At 44.1% G+C, this 16,309-nt stretch carries 16 protein-coding genes; 3 read left to right on the forward strand and 13 right to left on the reverse strand.

Annotation, left to right across the window (positions count from 1 at the left end):
• Window positions 1–99: 99 nt before the first annotated feature.
• From MKY73_RS15775 to MKY73_RS15790, 4 genes are all read right to left on the reverse strand, one after another.
• The gene (locus MKY73_RS15775; protein WP_339302537.1) at window positions 100–894 is read right to left on the reverse strand and encodes an SDR family NAD(P)-dependent oxidoreductase; all 795 of its coding nucleotides are present in this window, start codon (window positions 892–894) and stop codon (window positions 100–102) included.
• A 129-nt stretch (window positions 895–1,023) separates the two neighbouring features.
• The gene (locus MKY73_RS15780; protein WP_339302538.1) at window positions 1,024–2,022 is read right to left on the reverse strand and encodes a helix-turn-helix domain-containing protein; all 999 of its coding nucleotides are present in this window, start codon (window positions 2,020–2,022) and stop codon (window positions 1,024–1,026) included.
• A 193-nt stretch (window positions 2,023–2,215) separates the two neighbouring features.
• Entirely contained in the window at window positions 2,216–2,788 is a 573-nt protein-coding gene (locus MKY73_RS15785; RefSeq protein ID WP_339308622.1) for an alpha/beta fold hydrolase, read from the reverse strand.
• Between the two features lie 188 nt (window positions 2,789–2,976).
• Window positions 2,977–3,285, reverse strand: coding sequence for a hypothetical protein (locus MKY73_RS15790; RefSeq protein WP_339302539.1), 309 nt, complete (start codon window positions 3,283–3,285; stop codon window positions 2,977–2,979).
• Window positions 3,286–3,446: 161 nt separating this feature from the next.
• Here MKY73_RS15790 and MKY73_RS15795 point away from each other — a divergent pair, with 161 nt between their 5' ends.
• The 3 genes from MKY73_RS15795 to MKY73_RS15805 all read left to right on the forward strand — a co-directional run bounded on the left by MKY73_RS15795 (window position 3,447) and on the right by MKY73_RS15805 (window position 6,652).
• The gene (locus MKY73_RS15795) at window positions 3,447–4,679 is read left to right on the forward strand and encodes an ATP-binding protein (RefSeq protein ID WP_339302540.1); all 1,233 of its coding nucleotides are present in this window, start codon (window positions 3,447–3,449) and stop codon (window positions 4,677–4,679) included.
• Window positions 4,680–4,725: 46 nt separating this feature from the next.
• The gene (locus tag MKY73_RS15800; RefSeq protein WP_339302541.1) at window positions 4,726–5,151 is read left to right on the forward strand and encodes a hypothetical protein; all 426 of its coding nucleotides are present in this window, start codon (window positions 4,726–4,728) and stop codon (window positions 5,149–5,151) included.
• 226 nt (window positions 5,152–5,377) lie between these two features.
• Window positions 5,378–6,652 (forward strand): stalk domain-containing protein, encoded by a 1,275-nt coding sequence (locus MKY73_RS15805; RefSeq protein WP_339302542.1) that lies wholly within the window; start codon window positions 5,378–5,380, stop codon window positions 6,650–6,652.
• A gap of 88 nt (window positions 6,653–6,740) precedes the next feature.
• On the opposite strand, the gene MKY73_RS15810 is transcribed toward MKY73_RS15805, so the two are convergent.
• The 9 genes from MKY73_RS15810 to MKY73_RS15850 all read right to left on the reverse strand — a co-directional run bounded on the left by MKY73_RS15810 (window position 6,741) and on the right by MKY73_RS15850 (window position 16,187).
• Window positions 6,741–6,959 carry a hypothetical protein gene (locus MKY73_RS15810; protein WP_339302543.1) on the reverse strand — a complete coding sequence of 73 codons (219 nt, stop codon included), beginning with the start codon at window positions 6,957–6,959 and terminating at the stop codon, window positions 6,741–6,743.
• Between the two features lie 38 nt (window positions 6,960–6,997).
• On the reverse strand, window positions 6,998–8,173 hold the full coding sequence (locus MKY73_RS15815) for a Ger(x)C family spore germination protein (protein WP_339302544.1): 1,176 nt from the start codon (window positions 8,171–8,173) through the stop codon (window positions 6,998–7,000).
• Window positions 8,174–8,191: 18 nt separating this feature from the next.
• Window positions 8,192–9,307 carry an endospore germination permease gene (locus MKY73_RS15820; protein WP_339302545.1) on the reverse strand — a complete coding sequence of 372 codons (1,116 nt, stop codon included), beginning with the start codon at window positions 9,305–9,307 and terminating at the stop codon, window positions 8,192–8,194.
• A gap of 40 nt (window positions 9,308–9,347) precedes the next feature.
• Window positions 9,348–10,757, reverse strand: a complete 1,410-nt coding sequence (locus tag MKY73_RS15825) for a spore germination protein (protein ID WP_339302546.1) — start codon at window positions 10,755–10,757, stop codon at window positions 9,348–9,350.
• Between the two features lie 189 nt (window positions 10,758–10,946).
• The gene (locus MKY73_RS15830; RefSeq protein ID WP_091016464.1) at window positions 10,947–11,828 is read right to left on the reverse strand and encodes a carbohydrate ABC transporter permease; all 882 of its coding nucleotides are present in this window, start codon (window positions 11,826–11,828) and stop codon (window positions 10,947–10,949) included.
• A 14-nt stretch (window positions 11,829–11,842) separates the two neighbouring features.
• On the reverse strand, window positions 11,843–12,733 hold the full coding sequence (locus MKY73_RS15835; protein ID WP_339242510.1) for a sugar ABC transporter permease: 891 nt from the start codon (window positions 12,731–12,733) through the stop codon (window positions 11,843–11,845).
• 104 nt (window positions 12,734–12,837) lie between these two features.
• Window positions 12,838–14,103 carry an extracellular solute-binding protein gene (locus MKY73_RS15840; protein WP_339302547.1) on the reverse strand — a complete coding sequence of 422 codons (1,266 nt, stop codon included), beginning with the start codon at window positions 14,101–14,103 and terminating at the stop codon, window positions 12,838–12,840.
• An 85-nt stretch (window positions 14,104–14,188) separates the two neighbouring features.
• The gene (locus MKY73_RS15845) at window positions 14,189–15,073 is read right to left on the reverse strand and encodes an AraC family transcriptional regulator (RefSeq protein WP_339302548.1); all 885 of its coding nucleotides are present in this window, start codon (window positions 15,071–15,073) and stop codon (window positions 14,189–14,191) included.
• 115 nt (window positions 15,074–15,188) lie between these two features.
• On the reverse strand, window positions 15,189–16,187 hold the full coding sequence (locus tag MKY73_RS15850) for a LacI family DNA-binding transcriptional regulator (protein ID WP_339302549.1): 999 nt from the start codon (window positions 16,185–16,187) through the stop codon (window positions 15,189–15,191).
• Between the last annotated feature and the right edge of the window lie 122 nt (window positions 16,188–16,309).

Raw genomic sequence — 16,309 nt, forward strand, 5'->3', positions numbered from 1 at the left:
TATAAACTTGATGCCCCTCCTCGCATAGGTCTGATGTATAAAAAAAGTCGCCAATACTGGCGACTTCTTATCGTTACTTATGCTGTATCCTGAACAATTTTAGAATATGGTGGGTACCATACCCCCGTCCATACGGATGGGAGAGCCTCGAAAAGCTGATGCATACGGGCTGCATACAAAAGCGGCGAGTCTGCCTATTTCACTTGGCTTGATGAAGCGCTGTAATTCAGACTGAGGCAGATTTTTTTTCATAAAGTCCTTCTCTTTTTCCTCGAAAGTCAACGTCTCATCTGGGTATATGCCCTCAATGATTTCCCGTACGTTTTCGGACAGTGTTGGGCCTGGCAGGATCGTATTAATTGTAACATCGGTGCCTGCTGTCAGTTTGGATAAACTTTTGGATAATGACAGTAGCATTGACTTGGTCATGCAATACTGGGGCATCTGGCCTGAGGGCATAAGGGCTTCTTCACTTGCGATGAAAATAATGCGCCCGTCATTGTTCTCCATCATTTTAGGTAAATAAAATCGGGACAAGCCATTGGCAGCCAACACATTAATACGGAAGTATCTCTCCCACACTTCATCATTCACTTCTTCATATTTCATGATCTCATATATGCCCATACTATTGATTAATATATCAACTTCGGGAAATTTCTCAAATAAACCTTGGCGTTGCGCTTGATCTACAAGATCAGCCGTGGCCTTCTGCGGAGATGTCTCCGGAAAATTGATTTTGATTTCACGAACGGTATGTTCCACCTCTTCTTCATTGCGTCCATTAATCAGCACATGAACACCTTCCTGGGCAAGTTCCATGGCAATTGCCTTACCAATTCCTTTTGTTGATCCTGTAACTAAGGCTGTTTTCTCTTTTAGTCCCATATCCATCCTGCATTTCTCCTTCATGATTACAACTATCCGGCAGCTATTTAAGAACATTGTTAACAGCTTCATGCACTGGATAGTTATAATATTACGCAGTCGGAAGGGCTCAGTAACTAGCATCTTGCGCCAGAGTTAATGCCTGACACGCCAATTCGATGGCGTATCTCCTTCCCAGGTCCGAAACGCACGATAAAACGAATTCTGGTCTTCATATCCAACCAGGAATGCGACCTCTTTGATATCGAGCGAAGGATCTGCCAGGTACTCCCTTGCCTGCTCACGTCTGGCTTCGGTTAATAATTGCTTGAAGTTTGTATTTTCTTCCGTCAGTCGCCGTTGCAAGGTACGATCACTCATACGAAGTTCTTTGGCGACCGCCTGGATGTCAGGGCGCTTTCCTGTGAGGTTGCGTTTCAAGATCCATTTGACCACTCCAGTAATGGAATGACTGCTCTTCTGTTCGTTCAGCGACCGATCCAGAGCCGGGGTCAGAATCTCCAGTAACTCCTCGTTATACGAGAGAAATGGAAGACTCAGATCTCTTCGCTCCAGCGTCACCCGATTATAGTTGGAGTTCGTCTCAACTCGGCAGCCAAAGTAAGCTTCAAGGGGATATATGTTACCCATCGGTTGGGAGAACTCGACCCTTTTGGCCATCAAAGGCTGGCCTATACCCCTACGTCCAAGTTCAAGCAGAAATGCCAGCGTAATACCGACCAATAATGGCGGACCTGTTAGCTCCTTATGTAACCATTCGAGTTCAATGATACATTCCTCCCCTGCTTCGGTAATCTGCAAACTCTCGGGAGGACACATTTGCTTGTAACGGATCATTCGATTCAACGCATCACGATAATCACGAGCATGGTACATCGCCAGCACAGGCGGAGGATACTTGGATATCTCATATCCGGTTGCAAGTTTGATGATGCCCTTTGCAGTGTCCCCTATGAGATCAGAGTATGCCTGCCAGATTGCAAAGTACTGAGATTGGGTCACTACAGGTTTATTTATTGTCTCGAGAGATAGTTGTGCTGTCCAAGCGATGTCTTCTGCACCAATTCCCAATTGATATAATCCGGCCCAAAAGCCTGGGTGAACTTTAATTCGATCATTCGGTTGAGATTGCATGAATCCAGACTCCTTTAGCTTGTTCCATTTTTCATTCTGATTTCTAATTATAGAACGGATGTAGCTATTTTTGTATCTTACCTCAGCGAGCCATTTCGGATAATACGAAAAACACGACTAACCATGAATGGTCAGTCGTGTTCAAATCAATCATTCAGTATATTATGAAAGCCTGCCACTATTACCAATTTAGCTACTCGTTCAACGCGGTTTTGATCAGGGCGTTTACCCGTGAATTGAACAATAGACCGATATGGGATACAAGGGAAACAGAAATGTTGTTCGCCCCGTTCAACCGGGACAGTGCCGGGGACACGATCGTATCACTGGTGGAATAGATCGAAGTCACCTTTATTCCACTCGGAGCTGTAGTTGTGGTCAATCGATTAGCCCCACCCAGGGTAATTAATTTGTCCACTTTGGATGCGCCGTCACGATTAATTATGTAATACAGACTATTTGCTCCACCCATGCTATGCGCTACAATGTTAACTTTTGTGTGACCTGTTTGTTGCAGTACATCATCTACAAAACGACTGATGGCTGCGGAGTTCAATAATTGGTTTCCTTGTTTGCTAGGGAGGTCAATCGCGAATAGTTCATCTCTCGTCCAACCTTGGCTACGCAAATAACTCTCAATCGCTGTAAAATTGCTATCTGAACCAGTCAGTCCGTGTACCAATACAATGGGTGTACGTTCAGTAGCTGCAGAAGCCTTTGAACTTGAGCCCATCCCAGGTACCGATATGGCGAGAATCATGCTCATGAATACAACAAGTATTAATTTAGTCTTTTTCACTTCATTCACTCTCCTGTAAAATGATTTATATTCCATATATTACAAGCTAACATATGGAATATAAATCAACCTTTAGTCTCATTTTTACAGGATTATCCAAACGCACTACAACGGTTTGATTCCATTTTATCCAGATCTAATTCTTAGCCTTTTATTTATCCTTCAACAATATCTGCACGCAGATCCGTTGCAATCTCTATCATTTTGGGGACAATTGCCTCGTTAGAAATGGCCACATAGATATCGCCCATGTACAAACGAAAAGCAATTTGTGTTCCTTGAAGATCCCACATAAAAAAGTCCCCATCAATGGACATCGTGCTCTCTGCTCCGACAATATGAAGAACTGGTGAATAGGTAAATTCGGGCTTCGATTCAAAGTAAAGTTTGCACTCTTCCAGGGAGATGGATTGTTCCGCATTGTTATCTTGCATGGACCGGGTAATTCGAAAACGCTGATTCATTCATATGCCTCCACCACTTTATATATTGTTCATAATCTGCAGCATAATATTTTCTCATTTCCATCTCCTCTTGTCAAAACATACAAGCTTTATTCTTAGGATTCATATATACTGAATACAGTACACAACGAATTTCTACAATCAGGAGGAGTCATATCAATATGTTGAAAACAGAATTCATTGATGTACTATCTATTGTCTCACATAAATTATATGATTCGGCCGCCAATGTCATGGACACGGCAAGCAGATTAATTCCAGCAAATACGTTTTGTATCGCCCAGTTGGATCATCTGTCCACCAAAGTTCTGAACGTATATAATCGCAACAAACTGATCCTTGGTGAAGGGCTAGTCGTTGCTAACGCGGAGTCATACTGTGCACTTGTGACAGAACATACCCAAGGCCCGTTAGTAATTAATAATAATCTGACTCACCCGTTAACCAAACATATGGACGCTACAAAATTCGTGGGCGGTTGTTCATTTGTCGGTGTGCCTATATACAATGAGAACGGAGAAATTTACGGTTCCCTTTGCTCATTTGATCAGGATTTCTACTGCTATCAACAAAAAGACGTGGATCTGCTTCTCTCCTTGTCTTCATTCTTTACAAGTCTTCTTGAGATGGAGACCACGCTGCGACAGTTAAAACATGCGGAAGAGACCGCTGCAAAAGTACTTGAAGAAAAGAAAAATCTGCTGGCCGTCCTCAGCCACGAAATCCGGACGCCAATGAATGGTGTTCTTGCCATGGCCAATCTGTTACAATCGACCAGGCTGAGTGAGGATCAATCGTTATATGTTAATGTCATTGAGTCAAGTGGCGCCAGCCTTCTATCGATGATGGATCAAATTCTGGAATATTCCAAAGCAGAAGCTGGTGCGATATCTCTGGAGATCAAGCCCTATAGTATTACTGAAACAGTTGATCATGTAATACAATTATTCTCTTCTGAAGCACAGAAAAAAGGAGTTTGTTTGTACGCAAAATACAATATTAATGGTCATGTGATGTTTATGGGCGACCAGCACAAAGTTCGTCAGATTCTCATTAATCTCGTTGGGAACGCGCTTAAATTTACGGAGAAAGGCGAAGTATGTATCTTCACTCAGGTAATTGCTGATTCAGAAGGGCTTCTCCATGCAACCTACGAAATACAGGATACGGGCATCGGCATCCCACAGGCTTGTCAGGATCTGTTGTTCAAATCCTACTCTCAGATTCATGGTAATTCAGGGAAGTATGGTGGAACGGGATTGGGCCTGTCCATCTGTAAACAGCTTGCTGAATTCATGGGTGGCGTGGTATGGCTTAAAGATTCCAGTGATTTGGGCAGTCAGTTTGTCTTTAATATTTCAAGCCCTGCACCCACCGTCCATGCGAAATTCTGAATGATGAATATATTATTCTATCTGGAACAGATAGGAGGTATATTCATTGACGCAATTTCTAGATGCACGGACATCACAGAATGCCGCCTTGTTTAATTCCATTTCCATACCGATTCCAGTGATTCTTACGCCACAATTATTTGGCCAGATTGGTCTCATAACTGCTGGAGCCGGAACCAATCTAAGAGTTTCATTAAAAGGAACCATCACGGTGCAATTGCCGCGTGCACTTTTTGTAGTGAGGATTACTGTTGTACGAGGTACAATCGCAACCGATCCAATCGTGTACTCGGGAAACCACACCTATGGTCTAGATGGTCTGCTTAACCCAGAGGTGATTGTCTTCGCTACCACTGACTTTAACCCCCCGCTCATGCCCCAATTAACCTACACCGCATTTATCAGTACAAACCTGCTCGGTACAACACGGGTCGGACCTGAGAATTTCGAAGGATTTGTTGTTTCAGATTAAAAACACGTATAACCCCATGCCTCTAAGCTGTTTCCCATTAGAGGTATGGGGTTATTTGGGCCCCTCTCTTTCAATTGAAAACAGGGATTTTGTTCTTTCTCCTGCAGTTTTCAGACTCTTATATTGGAACCATATGAAAATTTTGTTATGCTACATATGCTAGATTACTAGATTTTGTTATCAAATATGATTCTATTATTATGTAAGAAGTAGGAGGAAACAAACGATGCTTATTAAACGTGCAGGAAAAATTGCTGCGGTTACGGTGATTGCTCTCTCTATCATCGGGGGTACCCCAAATATCGGTGGAGCCTATGCTGCTCCGGCCATTACCGTTCAATTGGATGATGTTCCATTACAGTTTGATGCTGCTCCACGAGTTGATAAGGGTGTCACTTATGTTCCATTTCGGACGGTTGGGGAAGCCCTTGGGATCGATATTACCTGGAATAGCAAATCACAGACTGTAAAAGCTACGAACATTGTAAAAGGACAGACGACAGAGGTACTGCTTCAAGTGGGTAGCACCACAGCGACCGTAAATGGAAAAAAAGTTACTCTTCCTGCAGCACCCGTTCAGCGGGAGGGACGCGTGCTCATTCCACTAAGTTCATTCAGTAACCAATTCGGTGTACAAGTAAGCTGGAATCAGGCAACCAAGACGGTCTCCCTCGTATCTCCACAACGCGAGATGCACCTGAGGGCCTTCTATGCACTGCAATCCTTTCAAGAAAAGGATATTATTCCTTCCATGAATTCTGTAGCATTTGGATGGAGCCGCATTGATCGCGAAGGTCAGTTTACACTTCAGGGGGATGAGTACCGTCTTCCTGCTGCTTCGGGTGATATTACGCCGCAGTCCATCGTTGCTGACGCGGCAAATCAGCAGATCCAACCGTTGCTCATGGTGTATGCCTTGGATGGAAACGGCGAACTGACCAAAGTATTGAGTAACGCTGAGTTGCGGCAAAAATCAATTGAAGGCATAAGTGCTGCTGTCACAGAGCATGGTTTTGGTGGAGTTGTTCTGGATTTTGAAGGACTCGGTTTTAAACTGGATGCGGCTCAGCAACAGAAGTTGCTCAATGTATACGTGAAGCAATTAAAGAGTTCCTTGCCCCAGGATACATCCTTATCACTAGCGGTCCCACCTCTAAATAGTGCTTATAAGGGGTATGATTACAAGACACTTGCCTCTATTGCAGATGATCTTATTATTATGGCCTATCAGTATAATCCGGTTGGCACCAAATCTCAGGTACCTGAGCCAAATAGTCTTGTTAATCAGGCGATTCAATTAGCTATAGAGGCCGGTGTTCCGAAGAGCAAGCTTCTGCTCGGGATCAGTCTAAGCAGTGAAACGCCCTCCTCTGTAGATGACAAGCTCGGTCTTGCCAAACGTTATGACCTCAAAGGAGCCGCGTTCTGGCGTCTGGGTCTGTTCCGTTCCTACAATACAAAGATGGAAGATGCCGTGAACGCTTCAGTAATCAAAGAATAGACATCTTTGAGCTGATGCAGCTCACTTCAAACAAAAGAAGGACCTCATCTATGGTACGTAAAGACGTGGTCCTTCTGTTTCCATATTCTCACTTCATTAATTTATCCACGCTTCCAAATACAAGCTTCATAACCTGAGTAGGACCAGGAAAACGGGGCTGAAAGAGAAGGATGATCCCAATAACTGTCGCCACTGCAGTAATCCCCGCACTCACTATTCTGGCTCGCTTCTCTTTGCTACTCTTCCACTCTCCATACATTATCGCAGCCGCCAGCATCAAAATTCCAAGGATTGAGCCTATTTTCATACAATCACCTCATTCTCTATAACAGGAGCGATCTCTGTTCAATTTTCGTCCTCATCAGGTATCCCCTGCGGGCCTGTAGATTTCCCGGTACGTACTACATGTGCATCCACTTTGACTTCCACGTCCAATTCAGGATAGATGGTTTCCCAGTTCTTCTCCTGCTTCTTCCATTGGTTCGGATAATATCTGCGGAATTCAACGGCGAATTTGAAAAAGTCAGTGCGTAGCTCCTTCTGGGACATGACTAAAGCATCATGTGCCAATGAAGTGAGCTTAGCCGACCACTCCTGTTCCAATTTAGTTATCACAGCAGGATCAGTCAGATCGGCCTCCGTCGTATTTAACACCACTTCTCCCCGGGTTTGGATGTCGACCTTCATACTCCACTGTTGGTTTACAATCCGAGGTTTCAAGACCGTTTGGATTTCAAGGGGCTGGATCGAAAAAGAACCTTTTAAAGGCTTAAATTCAACAGGCATAATAATGTTGTTCAGTTCTTTTGCAAGTAATAATACACCTACAGTTAATGGTTCTTTGACCGTCTTGACGTAGCGATCCTCCTTATACAAGCTCAAACCTTTTACATACGGCGTGGTTGTCAGTTTATCCTGATCGGGCTCCGGGGGTAAGATTAACATGCGAGACAAGATGACAGAGCTACCAGGACCTTCAATCGATTTGCCTAGTTCTAGCGCCGTAATCCGTGTACCCAGTTTCATATTGGCCATCTCACGCAGCGATTCAGCAGAACTTCGCTCCAGAGGATCAAGCAAGGCAAGGATATCTTTAGCCGCCTTTTCGCTGGAAAAGACATATGCATGCTCCCTAAACTGGGGATAACGCAGGAAGAAATCGATGTACTCGCGGATACCGCGTTTACCGGCTTGCTCACTAATGATGATGACTTCGCAGTGGCCCCAGAACATATTCCGGGGAACCTTACGTTGTAATCGATTCAATGCCTCAGCAATTGTAAGTCCTTCCGCTGTTCGAATCATCGTAACCCCGCTTGGACTGCCTCCGCTCCCACTGCTATCTCCTGCACTGGCCTTTCGCGGAATGAAAATCTGTGAAGTCAGTTGCACTTTGCCATCTTCGTAATCTATACCCGTAGCCAGCACAATAGCCAAATCGTTAATCTCAATGCGATCCCAGCATCCACTTAAAAGTACACAACACAATATTGGCATTAGTAGTACTCTGTATATTCGCAAGTGCTCCTCCCCCATCAATCAGGTGTTCGCTTGATTCTTTCGAAAATGTGCCCACCCTTTCTTCAGCCATGCGACACCGTAGATCATAGCCGGAAGGATTAATAAAATGCTGATCGTATACAAATTAGCTGAAGGGCCAATCAGACTGGATGTACCCGATCCGCCGGACACAACCCAGTAGGCATAAACCATGCATAGAAACGAAAGCGGTACAACGACGGGTTTGTAATCCTTCAAACCGAACCATTCTGCTGTGGATGTCGCAAAAATATAAAGAAAAACAGAAATCTTGACGAAAATTCCAAAAATCCAAACCGCAATAATCAAGGATTCAATATGTTGCAGAAAGTCTGCAATGGTTATGTATCTTGCGGCAATCATAACCGGATATACAAAGCTATCCGTCAGATCTCCAATTAAAAACAGGCAAAACAGATTGATTACCGTCATTGCGGTTGTCGTTAGTATAAGGGAACCCAACATAACTCGTGTTGTGCGTTTTCTACGATTGACATAAGGAAGCAAGAAGGCAATTACGATGTATTCACTAAACCATGCAGCAGGAGCAAGGGCTCCTTTAATGCTTGGTAACGGTCCGTTCTCCATGAAAGGGAATAATTCCGCTGGATTCAGTTCCCCAATCAATAGAATGAAGATTAGACTAAGCAACACGATAAGCAGGGTCACAAAGATTTGAGACGTACGTCCAACCACTTCGATTCCCAGTCTGACATTAAGCGCACACACCGCAACCATCGTCCCCATTACAACGAATAGCGGAGTCCGCGGAAGTGCATTGTTAACGATGAATTCACCGTACGTCCGTATAATCAAGCCCGTCAAATGGGGCAAAAAAATGATATACACCAATCCTATTAATTTTCCAGAGATACGCCCCGCAATCGATACACTCGATTGAATGAGCGTTTTTCCGGGGTACAAGCGATCCAGTCCTATAGAGATCGCTACCGCTGCAAAACCAATAAGGGAACCTATAATCGGAGAGAGCCACATGTCATGACCTGCATAATGCATAGTAATTCCAGGAACAGACAAGATGGCTGTTGCGAGAATGGCAGGAAAGATCATGAATGCCAATTGAGTCTCTGATATTTTTCCTTTGTCAGTTAACATGTGTAATCCCTCTCCCTTGATTGCTTGAGTATGGATTGTCCTATTCCGGTTTGTTCCTTGGTGCTGGCCGCCACCATACATCCTTGAGTTCCTTGCTCATCGTAGGGGCAACAGGTGACAGATAAGGTGTTCCGAAGGAACGAAGGCTGCTCAGATGAATGACAACCAGGATGACTCCCAACATAACACCTGTTAGTCCTAACGTTCCCGCCAGAAACATCATAGGAAAACGCAGTAATCGGGTCGCGATGCTGGCAGCATAACGGGGAATCATAAAAGAAGCGATACCGGTAATCGCAACAATGATAATCATGGGGGCTGACACAATTCCGGCACTCGTCGCCGCTTGACCAATAATCAAAGCTCCCACGATACTGACTGCAGATCCGACCTGCTTCGGCAATCGGACGCCAGCCTCCCGCAGTGCTTCAAAGGCGATTTCCATAATGAGCGCTTCCACCAGTGCAGGAAAAGGGATCTCTTCTCTCGCCCGTGCAATACTGAGAAGCAATACGGTCGGAATCATCTCCTGATGAAACGTCGTAATCGCTACATAGGCTGATGGGAGCAGCATGGATAACACAAAAAAAATGTATCGCAGCCAGCGTACAAAAACACTCATAAACACATTTTGATAATAATCTTCGGGGGATTGTAACATGGAAAAGATGGTCACTGGCGCAATAAGAGTGAATGGCGTTCCGTCCACAAAAATAGCAAAGCGACCTTCCAGCAAGTTGGAAGCGACAACATCCGGACGCTCCGTCGCAATCATCTGTGGAAATGGGGAGTACCGCTGATCGACAATGCCTTCTTCAATGTACTGACTCTCCAGTACGTCACGAAGCTTTAAATCCGAAAGTCGTTTCTTCACTTCTTTTACCAGCTTGGGGTCAATAATTCCCTCCATGTATACAAGTGAAATACTGGTGTTGGTTCGATCTCCCATGTTACGTGTATGAATCTTCAATGCAGGTGTCTTAAGACGTTTGCGCAGAAGAGACACATTCATCGTTAACGATTCTGTGAATCCATCTCGTGCACCGCGCACGGTCGATTCAGCTAACGGTTCCTCGGTTGAACGATTTTCAGCTTTGTATAGAGGGTATGTAGTTCCAATCATTGAACCTTCCAGCAGTAATAATGCTTCCCCCTCTAATATCGCCTGTACCGCCTGAGTGGTTGTCTCAACACTCTTAACAGAAGCCAGAGGAACCTGCGCAGCTTCAATCCCCATCTCCTGAAGAGGCGTTAGTACCTGTCTCTCCAACCGTTCTGTATCGCATAAACCCACACAATATACGCATAGCGCTGAAGTATGGCATGCGGTTTGGAATGTATGAAACACAACATCCGAGCAACCTGCAAAAACGGAGCTTAACATTTCCTGATCAATAGCAAGCTGTCCGGTTAACGGCAGGTTCTGTTGTGTTATCGGTGATGTGTCCATACCGCCCTCCCCTTTCTGCGCAAGCTCGTCCAGATATTCTCAGTTAAAGGTATCCTTTACTTATAAGTTGGGATATATACGCAAAATAGTGAATAGCAAAAAGAGCCGCCCTCTTGAGCGACCCTGAAGAATATAATCAGAATAAAGGACCCTTTGCATCTTCCTGATATTCCATTATGCAATTTGTCATTATCCTTTCACAGCACCCAAAGCAACACTTCCAATAATCTGTTTGGAAAATACAGAGAATACAACAATAATCGGCAGGATGGAGATTGCTACACCCAAGTATAAGAGCCCATAGTCCATCCCATAGTAACCCTGCACTAACGCAACCAGTACTGGAAGTGGATATTTATCCAGGGAGAAAAACAGTACAAGCGGTGTTAGAAAATTATTCCACGAACCAATAAACGTGAAGATGCCAAGGGCTGAGATGGCCGGACCCAGAATAGGCAATACAATCTGATTGAACGTCCGGAACTCACCGGCACTGTCCACACGTGCAGATTCAATAATCTCATCCGGGATACTGCTCTCCATGAACTGTTTGATAAAGAATACATTAAACGCGTTAGCCGCAGCCGGCAAAATAATCGCGGCATAGCTGTCCAGAAGCCCCAACATACTGAATAGGCGATATACCCCAATCAGGGCCAGCTGACCCGGCACCATCATGGTTGCTAATAGAAACAGGAACAACCAGTTGCGCCCTTTGAATTTGAATTTGGCAAAACCGTATGCGGTCAAAGCACCAATATACAGAGATAATACAGTTGATGATCCTGCAATGAAAATACTGTTGGCAAACCCACGCCAAATGTTGATTTTCGATACCATGTTCATATAATTATCCACCAAAAATGATCCGGGAAGAAAGGTGAATGTTGAAGCAATCGTTGCATTGTTATGTGTTGAATAAATGAGCATCAGATAAAATGGAATAATGCACAGCACGGCAAGACCAATCAATAACAGATAGATGATGATCTTGCCTGCCGTCAGTCGCCTTGTGGTGGCATATTGCTGAATCGCTGCATTTGGTTGTTCAACTGATTTTGCAGTTTGCATGAGAACTCCCCTCCCTATGAACGGCTCTTCCGCTTGGTCATGATGAAGGATGCAACGGACAACAGTATGATGATAATAAACAGACAAAATGCGATTGCAGCGCCGTAACCAAAACGAGTGCTCTGAAATGCGACATTATAGAGATACATAATGCTTGTCATGGCTGCCCGGTCAGGACCACCATTGCCATTGGTTAATGTAAATGGTTGATCAAAAATCTGAATGCCACCAATAATGGAGGTAATCATCTGAAACAGAATAATTGGACGGAGCATTGGCACGATGATATGAATGAAAATATGTTTCTTTTTCGCTCCATCCATCTGCGCAGCCTCCAATAACGACGGATCGATCCCCTGAAGACCTGCGAGGTAGATGACCATGGAATAGCCAAAGTATTGGAAAAAGAGAATCGAGGACACAATCAGACGCATAAACCAGGGATCATTTTTCCAGTTAATTGGATCTTGTATGATGCCAGTTTGCACCAAAAAATGATTCAGTCCTCCGGATTGCCAGTCAAAGATCAGGCTGACAAGTAACCCGAGTGATGCAGCCGTTACGATATTCGGGAAAAAGTATACGGCTCTGAAAAAATCCCGTCCTCTGAGTAGCTTATCATTCAGGATAAAGGCCAACACCAGGGAGATCGTCAGCTGCGGAACGACAGATACGCCCCAGATAAATAATGTATTAAACAAGGTTTTGTAGAACAACGGATCTTGTAGTACAGCCACGTAGTTACCGATCCCTACAAAGTCAGGCGTCGTGATGCCATCAAAGTTGGTGAAACTGATATAGAGCGAATATAAAATGGGATAAAGCCCAAAAATGGTGAAAATAATAAAGAACGGAGCAATGAAATAGTAGCCGTAATGGTCCTTGCGAATCGTTTTGGCAAACATGTTCTATCCCCCCAGTTATCATCGGATGTGTGATGTGTATAACCATCGCTTACTTCGAGGGCGTGTCTGAAAACTCCGAAGGAAGGTTTTCAGACCGTCCTAAGCTATTCCACTTCCAGCTCCGGAAATCTCAAGGTGACATCACGTTTGATTCGCTTTACGACTTCTTCCTTGGTCTGAATGTCCTTATTGAGATACAACTGGAGTACATTCTTGTAGATATCGTTGTTAATAATCGCATCATATTTGGTGCGTTCGTATACAGGAACCCGTTTCGCAGCCTCCGAGAAAAATTCGAAATGCTTCTGTCCTCCCAGATAGGACGATGAGAGAGACGGAGCAAGTCCATCATTCACAACCATGTTGCTCGTGAAATAATCCTGCTCTTTCGCGAGCTCCGACAGAAAATCATGGTTAAAGTTATAGAACTCGATAAACTTCCAGGCGAGATCTTTTTTGTCACTTTTACTATACATCCCTATATAAGTTCCGCCTGCACTAAACGCTGACGGTCCCTGTGCCAATCCCCACAAGCCTTCGGTATCCGGGGCATTTGCCTTGAACGTAAATTGCAGGGCCCAGGTTGCCCCGGGATAGAACATGACCTCTCCTTTTTGCATGGATGCAGCGTAACCGGCACTTCCATCATCATACTCGGCAAGTACTTTCCGCTCACGTGCTTCACGTACAAGATCGAGTACTTTCAAGTAGGTTGGGTCGATGACAAGTTTGCCTTCCTTCACCCAAGGTATACCATCATATGAATTCGATATCGCATTCCAATTCGCCAATGCATGTACTTTATTCCCGCTAAGTTGCTGCACCTTCTCTCCAATCTCGAAAATCTTCTCCCATGTATCGATCTGTGAACCCACCTTCTCAGGATCATCGGTACCCAAGTATTCCTTCGCCAAATCCCGACGATAATAGATGCCTCCTGGTGTTCCCTGGTAACCTATCGCTCTGACATTTCCTTCACTGTCCTTTTCATTGGCCTGCACAAAAGCATATTGTTCCTGAATAAGTTCATTGGCGTTATACGGCGAAGCTGATAGATTCTCCAGATATGGAACGTCAATCAGTTCTCGAATATTCGCATTTTCAATCATAAATACATCCGGAGCCTTCGAGGTCGTCTGTAGCGCAGATTTCAGCTTGGTGATATAGAAGTTACCGGGGATGTTGACAAAGTTCACTTTGATGTCAGGATATTGCTGCTCGAATTTCTCGATGGCATATTCTGCTTCATCCGTAAAACTCCACACGGTAATCTCCTGTTGCTTGCTTTGATTGGATGGACTGAACTGACAACCAGCTAACAACAGAGCTGCACATACAAATACAATAGTTGGCTTAAACCACTTCTTCATAGGCCCCCTCCTTCAAAAAGGAAACGCTTACAATTTATTAGAGTATATTGATTTTGGAGAGGGCTTTCTCCACAAATATTGTGCATTACCCTCCATATTTTGTGATATTCGTACGGTGTTTTTTACGAAATTCGGAGGGTGTGCAGTCATTATATTTTTTGAAAAGACGGTTATAGGAGTTTACATTGTTGAAACCATGACCGATTGCAATCTCCAGAATGGTATCCTGACGGAACAATAAGGCCCACTCTGATTTGATAATTCGAAAATGATTCAAGTATTCCATCAATGTTACGCCCTTGATCTCTTTGAACAGCTTACAGACATGGAACTTGCTGAACTTAAGATGTTCCGCCACCTGTTCCAGCTTGATTGGTTCAGCATAGTGCTCCTCCAGATATTCACAAACTGATTCAAGGAATTCAAATTTTTTGGAGGAAGTACAGGGCCATCCTGAAGATGTTGATTCATCGGTGGTAACCGGTACGATGGTACGTAGTAAAAGTATGATGAGATCATATAATCTGGATACCATTAACCATCGATATCCCGGCTTCTGGTTTTTCTTCTCGGTAATGATGACATCTATATAATGAGCCAGTTTGCTCTGACTCCCCGTATTTGAGGGAATAACTGTTGTTTTGTTAAAAAGTTGTCCGAGATCCTGAATTTCAGCTTCGGTCGTGAAACTTCCCGTTAACAATTCGAGTCGGAACAAGATAATGGTTAGCTGTTCAGTCCCTGGAAAAAAGCAGTGCACATCCCCTGGTTTGATCAGCAGCACATCCCCTTTTTCCAACTCACAAACGTGGTCGTTCACGCCAATTCTGGCGCTCTTACCATTGACAAGAATCAGTTCAACCTCATCATGCCAGTGTGCGGCATAATTGAATTGATTTCCTGTGTGAATTACCCGAATGGGAAAACCTTCTTGCATATGACCTGTCTCCAGAAACGTAGGTACGCCCATCGTATCACCCTCCATCTATTCCCAAAAAATAAACTCCTCGTCTTTATATTATGCATTCATGGCTACTCTCCTTTCTTTTCAAGTATTTAAAATTCTATAGAATAAAAAAAACTCCTCAACTCAGGTTGAGGAGCCGAACAGAATCGCGTTCCACGCATTGGATGTCCAGTGTATACAACGTCTCAACTACCTCTCCATTCAGCAATTGAAAGAGAACATGACCTGCAAGCTGACCTGCATCCCTCTTTGGCTGACGAAAGGTGGTTAGTGGTGGATTCATGTACTGTGATGCAGGTATATTGTCAAAGCCGATCACGGATAACTGCTCGGGAATTGAAATATCATGCTCTCTGAAAGCTTCCATGCCGCCGATCGCCATTTCATCATTTGCAAAGAAAACCGCGGAGGGCAACTCTCCTTCAAGCAGTTTCTTGGCTGCAATGTAGCCATCTTGCTTCATGTATTGTCCGCCAATTTTCCACTCGGGATTCTCTTCAATGCCTGCCTCCTTCAAGGCTTTCAAATAACCCTGATAACGATGGAGATTACATTCCGATTGTGACGGACCACTGATATATGCTATTGTCCGGTGGCCTTTATCGATCAGATAACGGGTTGCCAGGTATCCGCCTTGCTTATCACTCATCAAAACCTTTACAATATGTTGAGCATCCAGATCCCGATCCATAACAACAATTGGAAATCCGGCTTCAGATGCTTCAATCAGCAATTGATCTTGAATATTCTGAGCGATAACAATAGCTCCATCAATTCTTCTTTCTCGGATGTAACGATGGGCTGTTGATTTCTCTCCACCCAACGAACTACAAACGATCATATCGTATCCATGACTCATGACGACGGTTTCTATTCCATTCACCAAATCGGAAAAATACGGACTGGACATGTCATGGACAATAATACCAATGGTTTGTGTACTATTTCGTTTTAATTCAGATGCAGGACCATGCCTAGCGTAATTAAGTTGGCTCGCTCCCTCAAGTACTCGGAGTCTTGTTGGCTCACTTACATTCCCTTTATCGTTGAGTACACAAGATACGGTTGAACTGGCTACTCCCGCCATCTTGGCTACATCTTTAATCGTTATCATCATATATACTCCTCAAAGACAGTTTCATCTGTTTATTTCATTATGTCGGTAACACAGCAAAACATACCGGACTGTTCACTAGCATTTTAACACGTCAGTCCAGTCATGTCTCTTTCCAAGACATC

Source organism: Paenibacillus sp. FSL R5-0519, from assembly GCF_037974275.1.
GTDB lineage: Bacteria > Bacillota > Bacilli > Paenibacillales > Paenibacillaceae > Paenibacillus.

What these genes read in the sequence shown, in the direction of transcription:
- MKY73_RS15805 (WP_339302542.1), top strand. Translation starts at nt 5,378, where the DNA reads ATGCTTATTAAACGTGCAGGAAAAATTGCTGCGGTTACGGTGATTGCT.
- MKY73_RS15820 (WP_339302545.1), bottom strand. Translation starts at nt 9,307, where the DNA reads ATGTTAACTGACAAAGGAAAAATATCAGAGACTCAATTGGCATTCATG.
- MKY73_RS15850 (WP_339302549.1), bottom strand. Translation starts at nt 16,187, where the DNA reads ATGATGATAACGATTAAAGATGTAGCCAAGATGGCGGGAGTAGCCAGT.
- MKY73_RS15795 (WP_339302540.1), top strand. Translation starts at nt 3,447, where the DNA reads ATGTTGAAAACAGAATTCATTGATGTACTATCTATTGTCTCACATAAA.
- MKY73_RS15780 (WP_339302538.1), bottom strand. Translation starts at nt 2,022, where the DNA reads ATGCAATCTCAACCGAATGATCGAATTAAAGTTCACCCAGGCTTTTGG.
- MKY73_RS15835 (WP_339242510.1), bottom strand. Translation starts at nt 12,733, where the DNA reads ATGTTTGCCAAAACGATTCGCAAGGACCATTACGGCTACTATTTCATT.
- MKY73_RS15825 (WP_339302546.1), bottom strand. Translation starts at nt 10,757, where the DNA reads ATGGACACATCACCGATAACACAACAGAACCTGCCGTTAACCGGACAG.
- MKY73_RS15785 (WP_339308622.1), bottom strand. Translation starts at nt 2,788, where the DNA reads ATGAGCATGATTCTCGCCATATCGGTACCTGGGATGGGCTCAAGTTCA.
- MKY73_RS15775 (WP_339302537.1), bottom strand. Translation starts at nt 894, where the DNA reads ATGGATATGGGACTAAAAGAGAAAACAGCCTTAGTTACAGGATCAACA.
- MKY73_RS15810 (WP_339302543.1), bottom strand. Translation starts at nt 6,959, where the DNA reads ATGAAAATAGGCTCAATCCTTGGAATTTTGATGCTGGCGGCTGCGATA.
- MKY73_RS15830 (WP_091016464.1), bottom strand. Translation starts at nt 11,828, where the DNA reads ATGCAAACTGCAAAATCAGTTGAACAACCAAATGCAGCGATTCAGCAA.
- MKY73_RS15790 (WP_339302539.1), bottom strand. Translation starts at nt 3,285, where the DNA reads ATGAATCAGCGTTTTCGAATTACCCGGTCCATGCAAGATAACAATGCG.
- MKY73_RS15840 (WP_339302547.1), bottom strand. Translation starts at nt 14,103, where the DNA reads ATGAAGAAGTGGTTTAAGCCAACTATTGTATTTGTATGTGCAGCTCTG.
- MKY73_RS15845 (WP_339302548.1), bottom strand. Translation starts at nt 15,073, where the DNA reads ATGGGCGTACCTACGTTTCTGGAGACAGGTCATATGCAAGAAGGTTTT.